At 65.1% G+C, this 16582-nt stretch carries 10 protein-coding genes; 9 read left to right on the top strand and 1 reads right to left on the bottom strand.

Features of this window, described 5'->3' with window-relative positions:
• Positions 1 to 282: 282 nt before the first annotated feature.
• From ACOIX3_RS20950 to ACOIX3_RS20935, 4 genes are read left to right on the top strand one after another with little or no spacing between them, the layout of a single operon-like run.
• Positions 283 to 1299, top strand: a complete 1017-nt coding sequence (locus ACOIX3_RS20950) for an amino acid ABC transporter substrate-binding protein (protein ID WP_420964100.1) — start codon at positions 283 to 285, stop codon at positions 1297 to 1299.
• 24 nt (positions 1300 to 1323) lie between these two features.
• Positions 1324 to 2529 (top strand): amino acid ABC transporter permease, encoded by a 1206-nt coding sequence (locus tag ACOIX3_RS20945; protein WP_420964099.1) that lies wholly within the window; start codon positions 1324 to 1326, stop codon positions 2527 to 2529.
• The gene (locus ACOIX3_RS20940; RefSeq protein WP_420964098.1) at positions 2526 to 4046 is read left to right on the top strand and encodes an amino acid ABC transporter permease; all 1521 of its coding nucleotides are present in this window, start codon (positions 2526 to 2528) and stop codon (positions 4044 to 4046) included. The genes ACOIX3_RS20945 and ACOIX3_RS20940 overlap by 4 nt, the downstream gene beginning before the upstream one ends.
• Before the next feature lie 11 nt (positions 4047 to 4057).
• Positions 4058 to 4798 (top strand): amino acid ABC transporter ATP-binding protein, encoded by a 741-nt coding sequence (locus ACOIX3_RS20935; protein ID WP_029083902.1) that lies wholly within the window; start codon positions 4058 to 4060, stop codon positions 4796 to 4798.
• A 146-nt stretch (positions 4799 to 4944) separates the two neighbouring features.
• Here ACOIX3_RS20935 and ACOIX3_RS20930 read toward each other — a convergent pair whose 3' ends face one another.
• Positions 4945 to 5979, bottom strand: coding sequence for a cysteine synthase A (locus tag ACOIX3_RS20930; RefSeq protein WP_420964097.1), 1035 nt, complete (start codon positions 5977 to 5979; stop codon positions 4945 to 4947).
• A gap of 589 nt (positions 5980 to 6568) precedes the next feature.
• Between ACOIX3_RS20930 and ACOIX3_RS20925 the strand changes: the two genes are divergently transcribed.
• The 5 genes from ACOIX3_RS20925 to ACOIX3_RS20905 are packed head-to-tail and all read left to right on the top strand — an operon-like array spanning position 6569 to position 16559.
• Positions 6569 to 8065 carry an efflux transporter outer membrane subunit gene (locus tag ACOIX3_RS20925; protein ID WP_420964096.1) on the top strand — a complete coding sequence of 499 codons (1497 nt, stop codon included), beginning with the start codon at positions 6569 to 6571 and terminating at the stop codon, positions 8063 to 8065.
• Positions 8055 to 9518 carry an efflux RND transporter periplasmic adaptor subunit gene (locus tag ACOIX3_RS20920; RefSeq protein WP_420964095.1) on the top strand — a complete coding sequence of 488 codons (1464 nt, stop codon included), beginning with the start codon at positions 8055 to 8057 and terminating at the stop codon, positions 9516 to 9518. The genes ACOIX3_RS20925 and ACOIX3_RS20920 overlap by 11 nt, the downstream gene beginning before the upstream one ends.
• A 48-nt stretch (positions 9519 to 9566) precedes the next feature.
• Positions 9567 to 12695 (top strand): efflux RND transporter permease subunit, encoded by a 3129-nt coding sequence (locus ACOIX3_RS20915; RefSeq protein WP_420964094.1) that lies wholly within the window; start codon positions 9567 to 9569, stop codon positions 12693 to 12695.
• Positions 12692 to 15796, top strand: a complete 3105-nt coding sequence (locus tag ACOIX3_RS20910) for an efflux RND transporter permease subunit (protein ID WP_420964093.1) — start codon at positions 12692 to 12694, stop codon at positions 15794 to 15796. Before ACOIX3_RS20915 ends, ACOIX3_RS20910 begins: the two co-directional genes overlap by 4 nt.
• A gap of 37 nt (positions 15797 to 15833) precedes the next feature.
• Positions 15834 to 16559 carry a tRNA-uridine aminocarboxypropyltransferase gene (locus ACOIX3_RS20905; protein ID WP_420964092.1) on the top strand — a complete coding sequence of 242 codons (726 nt, stop codon included), beginning with the start codon at positions 15834 to 15836 and terminating at the stop codon, positions 16557 to 16559.
• Positions 16560 to 16582: the final 23 nt, after the last annotated feature.

Genomic DNA, 16582 nt, shown 5'->3' with positions numbered 1-16582 from the left:
GTCGGGAAGACGGGGCCACGCCGGGAGGTGTTACTAACAAGACGTAGAAGACGTGCGTCAACCCCTTGACCCGGCTCGTCAGTCGCTATGTGATGCGCCGCAACTACCAGTCGCCGCACGTTGAGGGGCCTGCCGCGACCTACGATCCGTTGCCTGGCCGGTTTGCACGTCAAACTGACTGTCAGATCAGCATCTTTTGCTGCAGGGGATCATTGGGATGGCCCGTGAACGCGAGGCGATCACAAAGCAAACGTCCAACGGACGACCCTGAAAGGCCTACCCATGAAACGCGTATCCCTGGCTGTCTTCCTTGCCGCTGCCGCTGCCTTGTCGGTCCAGTCCGCCTCGGCGCAAACCCTCAAGACGGTCAAGGACCGGGGCCAGCTGTCCTGCGGCGTCAGCCAGGGCCTGCCTGGCTTTTCATCACCGGACGACAAGGGGAACTGGACCGGGATCGACGTCGACGTGTGCCGGGCCATTGCTGCCGTGGTGCTCGACGACCCGACCAAGGTCAAGTTCGTGCCGCTGTCGGCCAAAGATCGCTTCACCGCGCTGCAATCCGGCGAGATCGACGTGCTGTCGCGCAACACCACCTGGACGGTGTCGCGCGACACCTCGCTCGGCGCCAACTTCACCGGCGTGACCTATTATGACGGGCAGGGCTTCATGGTGAAGAAGTCGCTCAAGGTCAATTCGGCGCTCGAACTGAACAGCGCGTCGGTCTGCGTGCAGACCGGCACCACGACGGAGCAGAACCTCGCCGACTTCTTCAAGGGCAACAACATGAAGTACGAGGTGATCGCATTCGGTAGCATCGACGAAGCGGTCAAAGCCTATGAATCCGGACGCTGCGACGTCTTCACGGACGACGCCTCCGGGCTCTATGCCAGCCGTCTGAAGCTCGCGAACCCGGCCGATCACATCGTGCTTCCGGAAATCATCTCCAAGGAGCCGCTGGGGCCGATGGTGCGCCACGGCGACGACCAGTGGTTCGACATCGTGAAGTGGACGCTGTTTGCGATGATCAATGCCGAGGAGCTCGGCATCACCCAGAAGAATGTCGACGCGATGCTCAAATCGGACAAGCCGGAGATGAAGCGGGTGCTCGGCACCGACGGCAATCTGGGCGAACAGCTCGGCCTGACCAAGGACTGGGTCGTGCGCATCGTCAAGGCGGTCGGAAATTACGGCGAGACCTTCGAGCGCAATGTCGGCACCGGATCGCCGCTCGGCATCGCCCGTGGCGTCAACAATCTCTGGAACAAGGGCGGGATCCAGTACGCGCCGCCGATCCGCTGATCGGTCCGCCCAACGGCTGCCGCGATGAGCATCGCGCCCCGCAAACCACCGCTGCAATTTGCCCTCAGGCTGAAGCGTGCGCTTGGCGGCAAGACCGGCTGGAACGGATTAGCCGCCCAGATTGCCTTCGCCGCGATCCTCGCCTGGATCGCCTACGAGATCGTGGCGAATGCGCGGACGAACCTGGAGACACAGCACATTGCGTCGGGCTTCGGCTTCCTCAATTACAATGCGGGCTTTGACGTCAATCAGAGCCTGATCGCCTACAACAACTCCGACACCTACTGGCGGGTGTTCTTCGTCGGCTTGTTGAACACGATCCTGGTCTCGGTGATCGGCATTGTCTTTGCCACCGTGATCGGCTTCGTCGTGGCGCTGTGCCGGTTGTCGCCGAACTGGCTGCTGTCGCGGATCGGCGGCATCTATGTCGAGATCGTCAGGAACTTGCCGGTCTTGTTCCAGATCCTGTTCTGGTACCTCGCTGTGCTCGCGGCGCTGCCGGCGCCGCGGCAGAGCGTCTCGATCTTCGGTGCGTTCTTCCTCAACAACCGCGGCCTGGTCGTGCCGCAGCCGATCAGCGAGCCCGGCCTCTATCCGTTCCTGGTTGCGCTCGCGGTCGGCACCGTCGTGGCGCTTGGCTTGCGGCACCACGCGCGGCGCGCCCTGTTCCAGCGCGGGCAGATGATCCGGATCTGGCCCTATGTGCTGGGTTGCCTGATAGGTCTGCCGCTGGTCTCGATGCTGATCTTCGGTTGGCCGTTGAAGCTCGAGCTGCCGCAGCTGAAAGGCTTCAACTTCGCCGGCGGCGCGCGGGTCATCCCTGAATTCGTTGCGCTGACGGTCGCGTTGTCGACCTACACGGCGGCCTTCATTGCCGAGATCGTCCGCGCCGGCGTCATGTCGGTCCACAAGGGGCAGATGGAGGCGGGCTCCTCGCTCGGCCTCAGCCGCGCCGCGACGCTGCGGCTGATCGTGGTGCCGCAGGCGATGCGGGTCATCGTGCCGCCGCTGACCAGCCAGTACCTCAATCTGACCAAGAATTCGTCGCTGGCGGTGGCGATCGGCTATCCGGACCTGGTCTCGGTGTTTGCCGGCACCGCGGTGAGCCAGACCGGGCAGGCGATCGAGATCATCGCCATGACGATGGGCGTCTACCTGCTGCTCTCGCTCGCGACGAGCGCGCTGATGAGCGTCTATGGCTGGCGCATCAACCGGAGCATGGCGGCATGATCGATCTGTCCGCCCCGTCCTTTGTCCGGCAGGATCTGGTCGCCGAGCGTGCGGCTCCGGCCAAGACCACCGGCTTCATCGGCTTCGTGCGAACGCGGCTGCTGAATTCGCCGGGCAACATCCTGCTCACGATCCTCGGGCTATTGCTCGCCTGGTACATCGTTGTCCCGACGATCAAGTTCCTGCTGGTTGACGCGGTCTGGGCCGGCAAGGATCGCACTGCTTGCCTCGCCGAAAAGGCGGGCCACGAGGTCGGCGCCTGCTGGCCCTATATTGAGGCCAAGCTGACGCAGCTGATCTATGGCTTCTATCCGGAAGCGCAGCGCTGGCGGGTCAATCTGACCTATGGGCTCGGCGCCGCGCTGTTGTTGCCGCTGCTGATGCCGCGCCTGCCGGCCAAGGGCATCAACTCCGGCCTGTTCTTCTTCGCGTTTCCGGTGGTGGCGTTCTTCTTGCTGCATGGCGGTGGTGTCGCGGGCTTCGGCGTGAGCTGGACCGCCGGCGTGTTGCAGCTGTTCGAGCAGAGCGTTGGCGGCGCCGGCGATCTCTTGGTCAATCTCAGCAAGAGTTCGGCGATCGCCCCGCTGCCATGGGCACTGGGCAAGCTGCTCGTCCTGGTCGGCCTTCTGATCCATTGGCTGATCTTTCCGCTGACCTGGCTGCGCGACCAGTTGCAGCTCTCGTCGCTGCCGCTCTGGGGCGATTTCCTGGTCACTGCCGTGATCGTCTCGGCCGTGCTGTTTGTGCTCGGAGGCGGCATGCGGACCGGGCGCAGAGCGCTGATCGGCAGCCTGCTCACGTTTGCCGGGATCGCCATCGGCATCAAGCTGATGGGGCTCGACCGCGGCGGCTTTCCCATCGTCGACACGCGGCTGTGGGGCGGCCTCCTGGTGACGCTGGTGATCGCGATCACCGGCATCGTTGCCTCGATGCCGATCGGGATTGCGCTTGCGCTCGGCCGTCGCTCGAGCATCCCGCTGATCCGGATCTTCTCGATCGCCTTCATCGAATTCTGGCGCGGCGTGCCGCTGATCACGGTGCTGTTCTTCGCGACCTACATGCTGCCGCTGTTCGTGCCGGGCAATTTCGCCGTCGACGGCCTGTTGCGTGCCCTGATCGGCGTTGCGATCTTTACCGGCGCCTATATGGCCGAGGTGATCAGGGGTGGGTTGGCAGCGGTGGCGCGCGGCCAGGCGGAGGCCGCCTCGGCGCTCGGCCTGTCCTGGTGGAAGACGACATCGCTGATCGTACTGCCGCAGGCGCTGCGCTACGTCATTCCCGGCATCGTCAACAGCTTCATCTCGCTGTTCAAGGACACCTCGCTGGTGTCGATCGTGGCGCTGTTCGATCTATTGGGTTCCCTGCGGGCGTCATTCTCCGACCCGAACTGGTCGACGCCGACGACGGCCTTTACCGGCTTCGCCTTTGCGGGAATGATCTATTTCGTGTTCTGCTTTGGAATGTCGCGTTACTCGCTGTTCGTCGAACACCGGCTCAACGCTCACCGCCGCCACTGAACAAGGTCACCATGTCCACAACCCCGATCGTCAATATTTCCACGCTCAACAAATGGTACGGCGACTTCCACGTGTTGCGCGACATCAACCTTGAGGTCGGCAAGGGCGAGCGCATCGTGATCTGCGGCCCGTCCGGTTCGGGCAAGTCGACCCTGATCCGCTGCATCAACGCGCTGGAGGAGTTCCAGGAGGGCGAGATCGTGGTCGACGGCATCGAGCTCGGCCCGAACCTGCGCCGGGTCGACGAGGTGCGGCGCGAGGTCGGCATGGTGTTTCAGAGCTTCAACCTGTTCCCGCATCTCACCGTGCTCGACAATTGCACGCTGGCGCCGATCTGGGTGCGCAATATCCCGAAGAAGGATGCCGAGGCGGCCGCGATGAAGTTCCTCGAGCGGGTCAAGATCCCGCATCAGGCCAACAAGTTTCCCGGCCAGATGTCGGGCGGTCAGCAGCAGCGCGTCGCGATCGCCCGCGCGCTGACCATGAACCCGAAGGTGATGCTGTTCGATGAGCCGACCTCGGCGCTCGATCCGGAAATGGTCAAGGAGGTGCTCGACACCATGGTCGATCTCGCGAGGGAAGGCATGACCATGCTGGTCGTGACCCACGAGATGGGCTTTGCCCGCGAGGTCGCCAACCGCGTCGTGTTCATGGACGCCGGTCAGATCATCGAGTCGAACACGCCGCAGGAATTCTTCGCCAACCCGCAGCATGCGCGGTCGAAGCTGTTCCTGAGCCAGATCTTGCGGTGATTTCCGCTGTCATTGCGAGCCACCCGGTCGGCGCAAAGCGCCGCCGGATGACAGGCTCCGCGAAGCAATCCAATTATCCGCATCGGAAGCATGGATTGCTTTGTCGCAATAGCTCCTCGCAATGACGTCTGCGGGGACGTCGTTCGTCAGACGAACGGCAGCTCGATCTTGCTGCGCTTTTCCAGCCATTCCGGGACCGGCAGATTCTTCGAACGCATGAAGGCCGGGTTGAACAGCTTGGACTGATAGCGGTTGCCGGAGTCGCAGAGAATGGTGACGATGGTCTTGCCGGGGCCGAGCTGCTTGGCGAGCTGGATCGCGCCCGCGATGTTGACGCCGGTCGAACCGCCGAGGCACAGGCCTTCGTGCTCCAGCAGCTCATAGATGATGGTCACGGCTTCCTCGTCTGAGACCAGGAACGCATCGTCGACGTTCGCTGTCTCGATCACCGGTGTCTTGCGTCCGAGGCCGATGCCTTCGGTGATCGAGTCACCCGGCGTCGATTTGACCTGGCCGTTCTTGAACAGCTCGTACATCGCGAAGCCGTGTGGATCGGCGCAGGCGGTGACGATGTCCTTGTTCTTTTCCTTCAGATAGCGGCTGATGCCGGCGAGCGTGCCGCCGGTGCCGACCGAGCAGATGAAGCCATCCACCTTGCCGTTGGTCTGCTGCCAGATCTCCGGTCCGGTCGTGTCGTAGTGCGCCTTGGGATTGTCGAGGTTGTTCCACTGGTCGGCGAACAGCACGCCGTTCGGCTCGGTCTTGCGCAACTGCTCGGCGAGGCGCCTGCCGAGATGCTGATAGTTGTTCGGATTGGAGAAGGGCAGCGCCGGCGCCTCGACGAGCTCGGCGCCGCACAGGCGCAGCATGTCCTTCTTTTCCTGGCTCTGCGTCTCCGGAATGACGATCAGGGTGCGGTAGCCCCGCGCACTGGCCACGACCGCAAGTCCGATGCCGGTATTGCCCGCGGTCGATTCGACCACGAGCCCGCCGGGCTTCAGATCGCCGCGCTTTTCGGCCTCCAGGATCATCCCCTTGCCGGCGCGATCCTTTACGGATTGGCCGGGATTCATGAATTCGGCCTTACCGAGAATGGTGCAGCCGGTCAGTTCGGATGCGCGTTTCAGCTTGATGAGGGGGGTGTTGCCGATCGCTTCAATGACGTCTTTGTTGAATGCCATGTCGGGGAATTTCTTTGCCGGTCTGTGTCTTGCTTGCGGCGAACCTAGTGTGCTGATCGAAAAAGGGAAGGGCTTTCGCACTGCGGCAAATGGCGGGTTCACCACGCCGAACCCGACTGGCGCGCACCACAGGGGCATCGCGGAGGAGGCAATTTTGCAGCGGGCGGGTCGTCTGGCAGAATCGTTCTGCGGCCGGCGCTCTTGCGTCAGTTGCGCGCGATCGACCAAGTCAAGGCCTGACGAGGCGTCGCCTGGCGCGGCGAGATCGTTGTCACTCCGGCGCATGTTGCGGATTCGGAGCAACAGGGCCGAGAAATCCCCATGAAATCTTTGTAAGAAAGATGACTTCCGGCACCGGTCTGAGACGCGCGGAAATGCCGTAAAAATAGGGAAAAGTCGGCATTCCCGGTAGCCACGAATCGCTTGCGATGCGACGTCGCACAATCGTGACAGGGCTGTCCGCCCTATCGTCCCAAGGGTAGGATGGGACAGCCAGGTTCCATTGGAAGCATTACCCCGTGCACGTCACCCAGACCATTGCTGACTGCGTCATTCGCGCGCCACGGGCGAAGTCTGGCTTTGGCGGAGAATGGGTGTGACCCAGCCCGCGTCCGTGATGGCGCCTGGAGGCCGGTTCGGCCTCGCCGTCCGCATGCGACGGCTGGCGGGACGATCGCTGGTCGCGCTCGGCCTCGTCGCGGGTTCGGCCGGCTGCATTCTGACCCAGGACATCCCTGATCCCGCGCTCGACGTGCCGCAGGGCTACAAGGCCGCCCGGCTGGGCCGGCCGGGCGACGCGCTTCCGACGCTCGACTGGTGGCGAGGCTTCCGCTCCAAGGAGCTGACGCAGCTGATGGAGGAGGCGCAAACCGTCAACCTCGACATCGCCGCCGCCGTCGCACGCTTCCGGCAGGCCGACGCGCTGGCGCGGCAGGCCGGCGCGGCGCTGCTGCCCACCGTCAATCTCAACGGGTCCGAAACCTATTCACGCACCTCGGGCTCCAGCGCCAGCGGCCTGACCAATGGCGGGCGCGAGGTGGTGAACTACAGCGCCTCGCTGAGCGCGAGCTACCAGCTCGACTTCTGGGGCCAGAATCGCGACGCCGCGCAGGCGGCGGAGGAGACCGCCGTCGCCAACCGGTTCGACCGCGAGGTCGTGGCGCTGACCACGCTCGCAAGCGTCGCCAACACCTATTTCACGGTGCTCGCCGCACAGGACCGGCTGCGCACCGCACAGCGCAATATCGCCAGCGCCGAGCGTATCCTCAATGCGATCCGGGACCGCTTCAAGGCCGGCACCGGCTCCGATCTCGATGTCGCGCAGCAGGAGAGCGTGCTGGCCAATCAGCGTGCGCTGGTGCCGCCGCTGCGGCAGTCGCTCGACCAGAACATCAACGCGCTCGCGGTGCTGGTGTCGCGACCGCCGGAGAGCGTGCGCGTCGCCGGCGGCTCGCTCAATTCGGTCGCGATCCCGCGCGTCACGCCGGGCCTGCCGTCCGAATTGCTCATCCAGCGTCCGGATATCCGCAGGCAGGAGGCGCAGCTCGCCTCTGCCACCGCCAATGTCGGCAGCGCGCGGGCGCAATTTTTCCCGAGCATCCAGCTGACCGGGACGGGCGGCTACCAGAGCCAGGCGCTGGTCTCGCTGTTCCAGCCGCATGCAGCCTTCTTCAACCTGGTCGGCGGCATGACCCAGCCGATCTTCGACGGCGGCCGGATCCTCGGCAATTTCGAGAACGCGAAGGCGCGGCAGGATGAGCTGCTGCAGACCTATCGCAAGACGGTCGTGCAGTCGTTCACCGATGTCGACAACGCGCTGGTCGCGATCCGCGAGACCACGCGGCGGCTGCAGCTGCAGCGCGACGTGCTGTCGTCGTCGCGACGCGCCTTCGACCTGGCCGAGCAGCAACTCAAGGCCGGCACTGCCGACATCGTAACTGTGCTAAACACGCAGCTGACCCTGTTCCAGGCGGAAGACGCTTATTCCCAGGCCCAGCTGGCCCGGCTATTGGCGATGGTGAGCCTGTATCAGGCCTTGGGGGGCGGCTGGGAACCGAAGATGGAAAGACCGGTCGATGCTCTTTAAGCCCGACTCGACGGACGACGAGAAAAGCACTGCCCCACGCAAGCGAAGCCTCCTCTCGCGCCTGCTTGGGCGCATGGTATCGCTGCTCATCACGCTCGTGATCCTCGGCGGGCTCGGCTATCTCGGCTGGCTCGCTTTCCAGCCCAAGCAAAATGGCGGCGGCGGGCGCGGCGCGAGTGCGCGGCCCGATCTGCCGGTGCCGGTGCTTGCGGCCACGCCGCAGGTGCATGACGTGCCGGTCTATCTCGACGGCGTCGGCTCGGTGAAGGCGCTCAACACCGTCACGGTGCGCTCGCAGGTCGACGGCAAGCTGCTCAAGGTGAACTTCGTCGAGGGCCAGGACGTCAAGAAGGACGACGTGCTGGGCGAGATCGATCCCGCGATCTATCAGGCGCAATACGACCAGGCGGTGGCCACGAAGGCCAAGGACGAAGCGCTGCTCGCCAATCAGAAGATCGACCTCGCTCGCTATGAGCAGCTCGCTGCGACCAATGCGGGCTCCAAGCAGCAGGCCGATACGCAGCGTGCGCTGGTCGCGCAGCAGGAAGCCATCATCAAGGCTGATCAGGCCCAGGTCGACAATGCGCACGCCACCCTGAGCTACACCAAGATCGTCGCGCCGATCTCCGGCCGCGCCGGCCTGCGCCAGGTCGACCAGGGCAACATCATCCACGCCTCCGACACCACCGGGCTCGTGATCCTGACCCAGCTGCAACCGATCGCGGTGTGGTTCAGCCTGCCGCAGCAGCAGATCATGCGGGTCAACGCCGCGGCCGCGAAGGGCCAGCTTGCGGTCGATGTGTTCGGCAATGACGGCGTCACCGTGGTCGACACCGGCAAGCTGACCGGCATCGACAACCAGGTCGATCCGACCACCGGCACGCTGAAGCTGAAGGCCGAACTGCCGAATGCCAGCTACCAGCTTTGGCCCGGCCAGTTCGTCAATGTCCGGCTCAAGGTCGAGACCTTGCCGCAGGCGATCGTGGTGCCGACCTCGGCCGTGCAGCGCGGTCCCGCAGGAACCTTCAGCTATGTGATCGGCGCGGACAATACCGTCACCGCCAAGCCGGTGACGGTCACGCAGCAGAACGAGCATGAAGCCGTCATCGCCAGCGGCCTGACCACGTCGGACCGCGTCGTGACGACGGGCTTTGCCAATCTCGCGGATGGCTCCAAGGTCGTGGTCGGCAAGGACGACGGGCCGCCGGCCGCCGATCTCGCGCCGCGCAAGCGCGGCCGTACTCCGGACGGCAAACGCGGGGCACAAGGCGAGGGCCCAAGCAAGGACCAGGGCAAGGATCAGAGCAAGGACGCCAAGCAGGACGGGCAGGGCGGCGAGCATCGCGGCCGGCGCGACCACAGCGAGGGCGATCAGAAGGGGCAGACCGGACCGGCGCCCGCGCCGGCGGCAGGGGGCGAACAGTCGGGCGGCGCGCCGAAGGCGCAGCCATGACCGACATCCTGACCTCGTAATGTCCGACCCAACAGCGAGCACGCAACCATGAGCGTCTCCGAACCGTTCATCCGCCGGCCGATCGCCACCTCGCTGCTCGGCATCGCCCTGCTGATCGGCGGCGCGCTGGGCTATTGGGCATTGCCGGTCTCGGCGCTGCCGCAGGTCGACTTCCCGACCGTGCAGGTGACGACGCAACTGCCGGGCGCGAGCCCCGACGTGGTGGCCTCGCTGATCACCGCGCCGCTGGAGCGGCAACTCGGGCAAATTCCGTCGCTGTCGTCGATGAACTCGACCAGCTCGTTCGGCGTCAGCCAGATCTCGCTGCAATTCGACCTCAACCGCGACATCGACGGCGCCACCCAGGACGTCCAGGCCGCGATCAATGCCGCCGCCGGCATTCTGCCGAAGACGCTGCCGTATCCACCTGTCTACGCCAAGGTGAACCCGGCGGACGCGCCGGTCATGACCCTGGCGCTGACCTCGGACACGATCTCGCTGCGGGCGATGAGCGATCTTGCCGATACCATCCTCGGCCAGCGGCTAAGCCAGATCTCCGGCGTCGGCCGGGTCTCGATCCTCGGCGGATTGAAGCCTGCGGTGCGCGTGCAGGCCGACCTGGCGCGGCTTGCGGCCTATGGCATCGCGATGGAGGATCTGCGCAACGCGATCGCCGGCGCCAACGTGTCGGGGCCGAAGGGCTCGCTCGACGGCGCCCAGCAATCCTACACCATCGCCGCCAACGACCAGATCGCCGCCGCCGACGCCTACCGGCCGATCATCATAGCCTATCGCAACGGCTCGCCGGTGACGATCGGCGACGTTGCGCAGATCGTCGACGGGCTCGAGAACGACCGCACCGGCGGCTGGTACCAGGGCACGCCGGCGGTCATCATCGATATCCAGCGCCAGCCGGGCGCCAACGTCATCGACGTCGTCCAGCAGATCCGCGGCGAGATCCCGCGGCTGCAGCGGGCCGTTCCGGCCGGCGTCAAGCTGACCATCGTCTCCGACCGCACCGTGACGATCCGCGCTTCGGTCCACGACGTGCAGTTCACGCTGATCCTGAGCGTCGTGCTGGTGACGCTGGTGGTGCTGTTGTTCCTGCGGTCGCTGCGCGCGACCCTGATCGCCGGCGTCGCGCTGCCGCTGTCACTGATCACGAGCTTCGGCGTCATGTATTTCGCCGGCTTCAGCCTCGACAATCTGTCGCTGATGGCGCTGACCATCGGAACCGGTTTCGTGGTCGACGACGCCATCGTGATGATCGAGAACATCGTCCGCCACATGGAAGGCGGCGAGACGGTGATGGAGGCCTCGCTGAAGGGCGCCAGCGAGATCGGCTTCACCGTGATCTCGCTGACGGTGTCGCTGATCGCGGTGTTCATCCCGCTGTTGTTCATGTCCGGCCTGGTCGGCCGCATGTTCCGCGAGTTCGCGCTGACCCTGACGATCGCGGTCGTGACCTCGGCGATCGTCTCGCTGACCTTGACGCCGATGATGTGCTCGCGACTGCTCAAGAACATCCATGAGGAGATGGCGGTCCCGGGCCTTGCCGCGGTCAGCCGCTTCATCGACCGCATGGTGGAGTTCTATCATCGCACGCTGCTCTGGGTGCTGCAGCGCCAGCGCGCGACGCTGCTGGTGACATTCGCGACCATCGCGCTGACGCTCATCATGTATGTGCTGGCGCCGAAGGGCTTCCTGCCGCTGCAGGATACGTCCTCGATCACGGCGGTGACGGAGGCCGGCCCCGACGTCTCGTTTGCCGAGATGCAGCGCCGCCAGAGCGAGGTCTCCGATCTCATCAAGGCCGACCCTGACGTGGTCGGCGTGGTCTCGGTGATCGGTGCCGGCTCGGTCAATCCGACCACCAATGTCGGCCGTCTGGTGATGACGCTGAAGCCGCTCGACCAGCGGCGCGACGGCGTCGTCAAGGTGATCGAGCGGCTGAAGCAGAAGATCGCAATGGTCCCCGGAATGACTGTCTACTTCCAGCCGGTGCAGGACGTGCAGATCTCGACCCAGTCAAGCCGCTCGCAATACCAGTACACGCTGACCGCGACCGATGCCGCCGAGGTCTCGCAATGGTCGCAGAAGCTCGTCGCCGAGATGCGGCGCGATCCGATCTTCCGCGATGTCTCGTCGGAAGCGCAGGATGGCGGCCTGCGTGCGGCGCTCGACATCAATCGCCAGCGCGCCGGCCAGCTCGGCGTCAGCCTGCAGGGCGTCACCGACACGCTGAACGACGCCTTCGCGCAACGGCAGATCTCGACGATCTACGGCCAGGCCAACCAGTACCGCGTGGTGCTCGAGGCGCTGCCGATGTATCAGCGCGATCCCTCGATCCTCGACAAGCTCTATCTGCCCGGTGCCGGCGGCGCGCAGGTGCCGCTGTCCGCGGTCGCGACGCTGGTCCGCACCACGGCGCCGCTCGCGATCTCGCACCAGGCACAATTCCCGTCGGTTTCGCTCAGCTTCAACCTGGCGCCGGGCGAGGCGCTCGGCGACGCGGTCGAGGCTGTGAAGGCGATCGAGACCCGGATCGGGATGCCCGGCAGCATCGTCGGGATCTATTCCGGTGACGCCGCCGAATTCGCGCGCTCGCTGGCCGGGCAGCCCTGGCTGATCCTGGCTGCAATCATCACGATCTACATCGTGCTCGGCGTGCTCTATGAGAGCTACATCCACCCGATCACGATCCTGTCGACGCTGCCCTCGGCCGGCGTCGGCGCCATCCTGGCGTTGATGCTGTGCGGGCAGGACCTCTCGGTGATCGGCCTGATCGGCATCATCCTCTTGATGGGCATCGTCAAGAAGAACGCGATCATGATGATCGACTTCGCGCTGGAGGCCGAGCGGCACCAGGGCATGTCGTCCTATGACGCGATCGTCCAGGCCTGCCTGTTGCGGTTCCGGCCGATCATGATGACGACGCTGGCGGCGCTGTTCGGCGCGCTGCCGCTCGCGATCGAAAGCGGCACCGGCGCCGAGCTGCGCTTCCCGCTCGGCATATCGATCATCGGCGGCCTGCTGCTGAGCCAGTTGCTGACGCTCTACACCACGCCGGTGATCTATCTCGCGCTCGACCGGCTCAACCGCCGGATCGAGCGGGCCGTGCCTGAGGCAGGTCCCAGCGGCCCGCCGATCGCGGGTGCCACCGAGGGCATGCAGTGATCTCGATCTCCGAGCCCTTCATCCGCCGGCCGGTGGGCACCACCTTGCTGGCGATCGGGCTGTTCCTGGTCGGGATCGTCGCCTACGAGTTTCTGCCGGTGTCGTCGGTCCCGAATGTCGACTTCCCGACCATCCGCGTGTCGGCGTCGCGGCCCGGCGCCGATCCCTCGGTGATGGCTGCGACTGTCGCGGCGCCGCTGGAGCGCAAGCTCGGCACCATTTCGGGGGTCGACCAGATCACCTCGACGAGTTCGCTCGGCACCACCAGCATCCAGGTGCAGTTCTCGATCGGCCGCAACATCGACCGCGCCGCGCGCGACGTGCAGGCCGCGATCAATGCCTCGCTCGCCGATCTGCCGAGCGACCTGCCGTCGCTGCCCAAGTTCCGCAAGGCCAATCCGGCCGCAGCACCCGTGTTCGTGCTGGCGCTGACCTCGAAGACGATCTCGACCAGCGCGATGTACGACGTCGCAGATACCGTGCTGGCGCAGCGCATCTCGCAGGTGCCGGGTGTCGGCGAGGTAACGGTCAGCGGCGCCGACCAGCCGGCGGTGCGCATCGCGCTCAATCCGGTGTCGCTGGCCAATGCCGGGATCGCGACCGACGACGTCCGGCTTGCGATCATCAATGCCAATCCGCTGGGCCCGGTCGGCATCTTCAATGGCGACCGGCTGAGCGAGACGCTTTCGATCAACAAGCAGATGCGCACCGCGGCCGAGTTCCGCGACATCGTCATCAAGAGCTCGAACGGCAATTTCGTCCGCCTCTCGGATGTTGCCGAGGTCGAAGATTCCGTCCGCAATTCGCGTTCGATCGCCTGGTTCAACAAGCAGCCGGCGGTGCTGATCCAGATCACCAAGCAGGGCGACGCCAACGTCATCGACACCGTCGACGGCGTTCGCAGGATGTTGCCGGAACTGAGGCAGTGGATCCCGGCCGGTGTCGAGATCTCGACCCTGGTCGATCGTACCGGAACGATCCGCGCCAGCGTCGAGGACATGCAGTTCACGCTGCTGGCGACCGCCATGCTGGTCATGGTGGTGGTGTTCGTGTTCCTGCGCAGGATCGTACCGACGATCGCCGCCGGCGTCTCGGTGCCGCTGGCGCTGGCCGGCACCTGCGCCGGGATGTGGCTCGCCGGCTTCTCGATCGACAATCTGTCGCTGATGGCGCTCGCGATCTCCGTCGGCTTCGTGGTCGACGACGCCATCGTGATGATCGAGAATATGTACCGCAATCTCGAGCAGGGCATGGCGCCATATCCGGCCGCGGTCGAAGGCGCCAAGCAGATCGGCTTCACGGTGCTGTCGATCTCGCTGTCGCTGATCGCGGCCTTCACGCCGCTGATCTTCATGGACGGGATCGTCGGCCGCCTGCTGCGCGAGTTCTCGCTGACCCTGACGTTTGCCATCATCGTGTCGACCCTGGTGTCGGTGACGATCACGCCGATGATCTGCGCGCACTACATCAAGGAGGCAACCTCGGATCGTGCTACCTGGTACGATCGCGTCATCGAGGGCACGCTGTCGCGGGTCGTGGCGTTCTACGCGTCGACCCTGCGCATCGTGCTCGGCTATCCCTTCCTGACCCTGGTGGTGTTCTTCGCCACCGTCGCGCTGACGGTGGTGCTGTACGTCAAGACGCCGAAGGCCTATTTCCCGACCGACGACAGCGGCTTCGTGATCGGGGCGACCCGCGCGTCCGCCGATATCTCGTTCCAATCGATGCTCGGTCTGCAGCAGCGGCTCGCCGACATCGTGATGGCTGACCCCGCGGTCGCCGGCATCGGCTCGTCGGTCGGCTCCGGCGGCGGCCCGGGGGGCGCCACCTCCAACCGCGGCACCATGTTCATCAGTCTGAAGCCGCCGGAGGAGCGGGCAGGCCTGTCGACCGCGCAGGTGATCGACCGGCTGCGCCGCAATCTGTTCATGGTGCCGGGCATCCGCCTGTTCATGTTCGCGGCCCAGGACATCCGCACCGGCGGCCGGCAGAGCGATTCCGACTACCAGTACACGCTCGCCTCGACCGATCTCGATCTGTTGCAGAAATGGGCGCCGCTCGTCGCCAAGCGCATGGAGACGGTGGAGGGCATCACCGATGTCTCCGCCGATCGCGACCCCGGCGGCCTGCAGCTCAACCTCGTGATCGACCGCAAGATCGCCTCCAGCCTTGGCGTCCGGGTGCAGGACATCGATAACGCGCTCAACAACGCGTTCTCGCAGCGGCAGATCTCGTACATTTACACCCAGCGCAACCAGTACGTGGTGGTGCTCGAGATCGATCCAAAATTCCAGAGCGACCCGTCGAACCTCGAGCGCATCTATGTCGCCGGCGCCAATGACGTGCAGGTGCCGCTGTCGGCGCTCGTGCATTACCAGCGCGGACTGTCGGCGCTCGCGGTCTATCACTCCGGCGGCTTCCCCTCGACCACGGTGTCGTTCAACCTGCTGCCGGACGTGCCGCTCGAGGTCGCGACCACGAACATCCAGCAGGCGGTCGATGAGCTGCATATGCCCGAGGGGATTCGCGGCAGCTTCGACGGCAATGCCGGCGACTTCAACAAGACCAGCGGGCGGCAGCCGCTGCTGATCCTCGGCGCGCTGGTTGCGATGTATATTGTGCTCGGCGTGCTCTATGAGAGCCTGGCGCATCCGATCACGATCATCTCGACACTGCCGTCGGCCGGCCTCGGCGCGCTGCTGGCGTTGCAGGTCACCAACACGCCGCTGACGGTGATCGCCTTTGTCGGCATCATCCTCTTGATCGGCATCGTCAAGAAGAACGGCATCATGATGGTCGACTTCGCGCTCGAGGCCGAGCGGCATCAGGGCCTGTCGTCACGGGATGCGATCTTCGAGGCTTGCCGGGCGCGCTTCCGCCCGATCCTGATGACGACGATGGCCGCGCTGTTCGCCGGCATTCCGCTGGTCATTGCGACCGGCCCGGGCACCGAGCTGCGCCGGCCGCTCGGCATCACCATCATCGGCGGCCTGTTCGTGTCGCAGATCCTGACGCTCTACACCACGCCGGTGATCTATCTCCTGATCGACCGGTTGCGCCGGCGCCCGGCGCCGTCAGGCGTGCACGCACCAGCGGAATAGGTTGGATTGAACGGCTCTGCACGCGTATAGCGAAGCGATGTCCGAACCGACCGAAGCAAAGTCCGAACTTGCCACCGAGATCCCGGAGTGCCCGCATTGCGGCAAGCCGATGCCGCTGTGCATCTGCGACAGTGTCACGCCGATCAAAAGCCGGATCCAGCTCCTGATCTTGATCCATCCGCAGGAGCAGGACAGGGCGCTCGGCACCGCGCGACTGTTGGCGCGGCATTTCGAGAACGCCGTGGTGCGAATCGGGCTGTCCTGGCCCAGCCTCTCCAAGGCGCTCGGGCGGCGGGTGGCCGATCCGTCGCGCTGGGCGGTGCTCTATCTCGGCTCGGCCAAGGTCGAGGACCTCGAAACCGACGCCGAGATAGTCGCGATCAACCGCAAGGGTGAGCTGGAGCCGCACCAGCGCGGGATCCTCTCCGACATCGAGGGCATCGTGCTACTCGACGGCACTTGGAGCCAGGCCAAGGCGCTGTGGTGGCGCAATGCCTGGATGCTGAAGTGCCAGCGGGTGATTCTCGGGCCGAAACGGCCCTCGCTGTACGGCAAGCTGCGCCGGGAACCGCGGCGCGACGGCCTGTCCACCATCGAGGCGGCCGCGGTCCTGCTGGCAGGGCTGGAAAAGCGGCCTGATATCGCGGCAGCGTTAACTGATAGTTTCGAGCGGATGCTGGCGAGATTCCGCGAAGTGCAGGCCGAAATGCCGGAATTGGCGCCAAAACCGAAGAAGCGGGACTTCCGGAAGCGCCGGCGTTAGCTGTCCGGCTTGGTTGCCTATCG

It is taken from the genome of Bradyrhizobium sp. B120 (genome assembly GCF_049075665.1).
GTDB lineage: Bacteria > Pseudomonadota > Alphaproteobacteria > Rhizobiales > Xanthobacteraceae > Bradyrhizobium.
The sequence above is the reverse complement of the archived record's forward strand: the minus strand, read 5'-3'. Positions and strand labels throughout refer to the sequence as shown.

Bases quoted from the DNA above. Each gene is read 5' to 3' on its own strand.
- ACOIX3_RS20935 (WP_029083902.1), top strand. From the start codon at position 4,058: ATGTCCACAACCCCGATCGTCAATATTTCCACGCTCAACAAATGGTAC.
- ACOIX3_RS20905 (WP_420964092.1), top strand. From the start codon at position 15,834: ATGTCCGAACCGACCGAAGCAAAGTCCGAACTTGCCACCGAGATCCCG.
- ACOIX3_RS20925 (WP_420964096.1), top strand. From the start codon at position 6,569: ATGGGTGTGACCCAGCCCGCGTCCGTGATGGCGCCTGGAGGCCGGTTC.
- ACOIX3_RS20915 (WP_420964094.1), top strand. From the start codon at position 9,567: ATGAGCGTCTCCGAACCGTTCATCCGCCGGCCGATCGCCACCTCGCTG.
- ACOIX3_RS20930 (WP_420964097.1), bottom strand. From the start codon at position 5,979: ATGGCATTCAACAAAGACGTCATTGAAGCGATCGGCAACACCCCCCTC.
- ACOIX3_RS20940 (WP_420964098.1), top strand. From the start codon at position 2,526: ATGATCGATCTGTCCGCCCCGTCCTTTGTCCGGCAGGATCTGGTCGCC.
- ACOIX3_RS20950 (WP_420964100.1), top strand. From the start codon at position 283: ATGAAACGCGTATCCCTGGCTGTCTTCCTTGCCGCTGCCGCTGCCTTG.
- ACOIX3_RS20945 (WP_420964099.1), top strand. From the start codon at position 1,324: ATGAGCATCGCGCCCCGCAAACCACCGCTGCAATTTGCCCTCAGGCTG.
- ACOIX3_RS20920 (WP_420964095.1), top strand. From the start codon at position 8,055: ATGCTCTTTAAGCCCGACTCGACGGACGACGAGAAAAGCACTGCCCCA.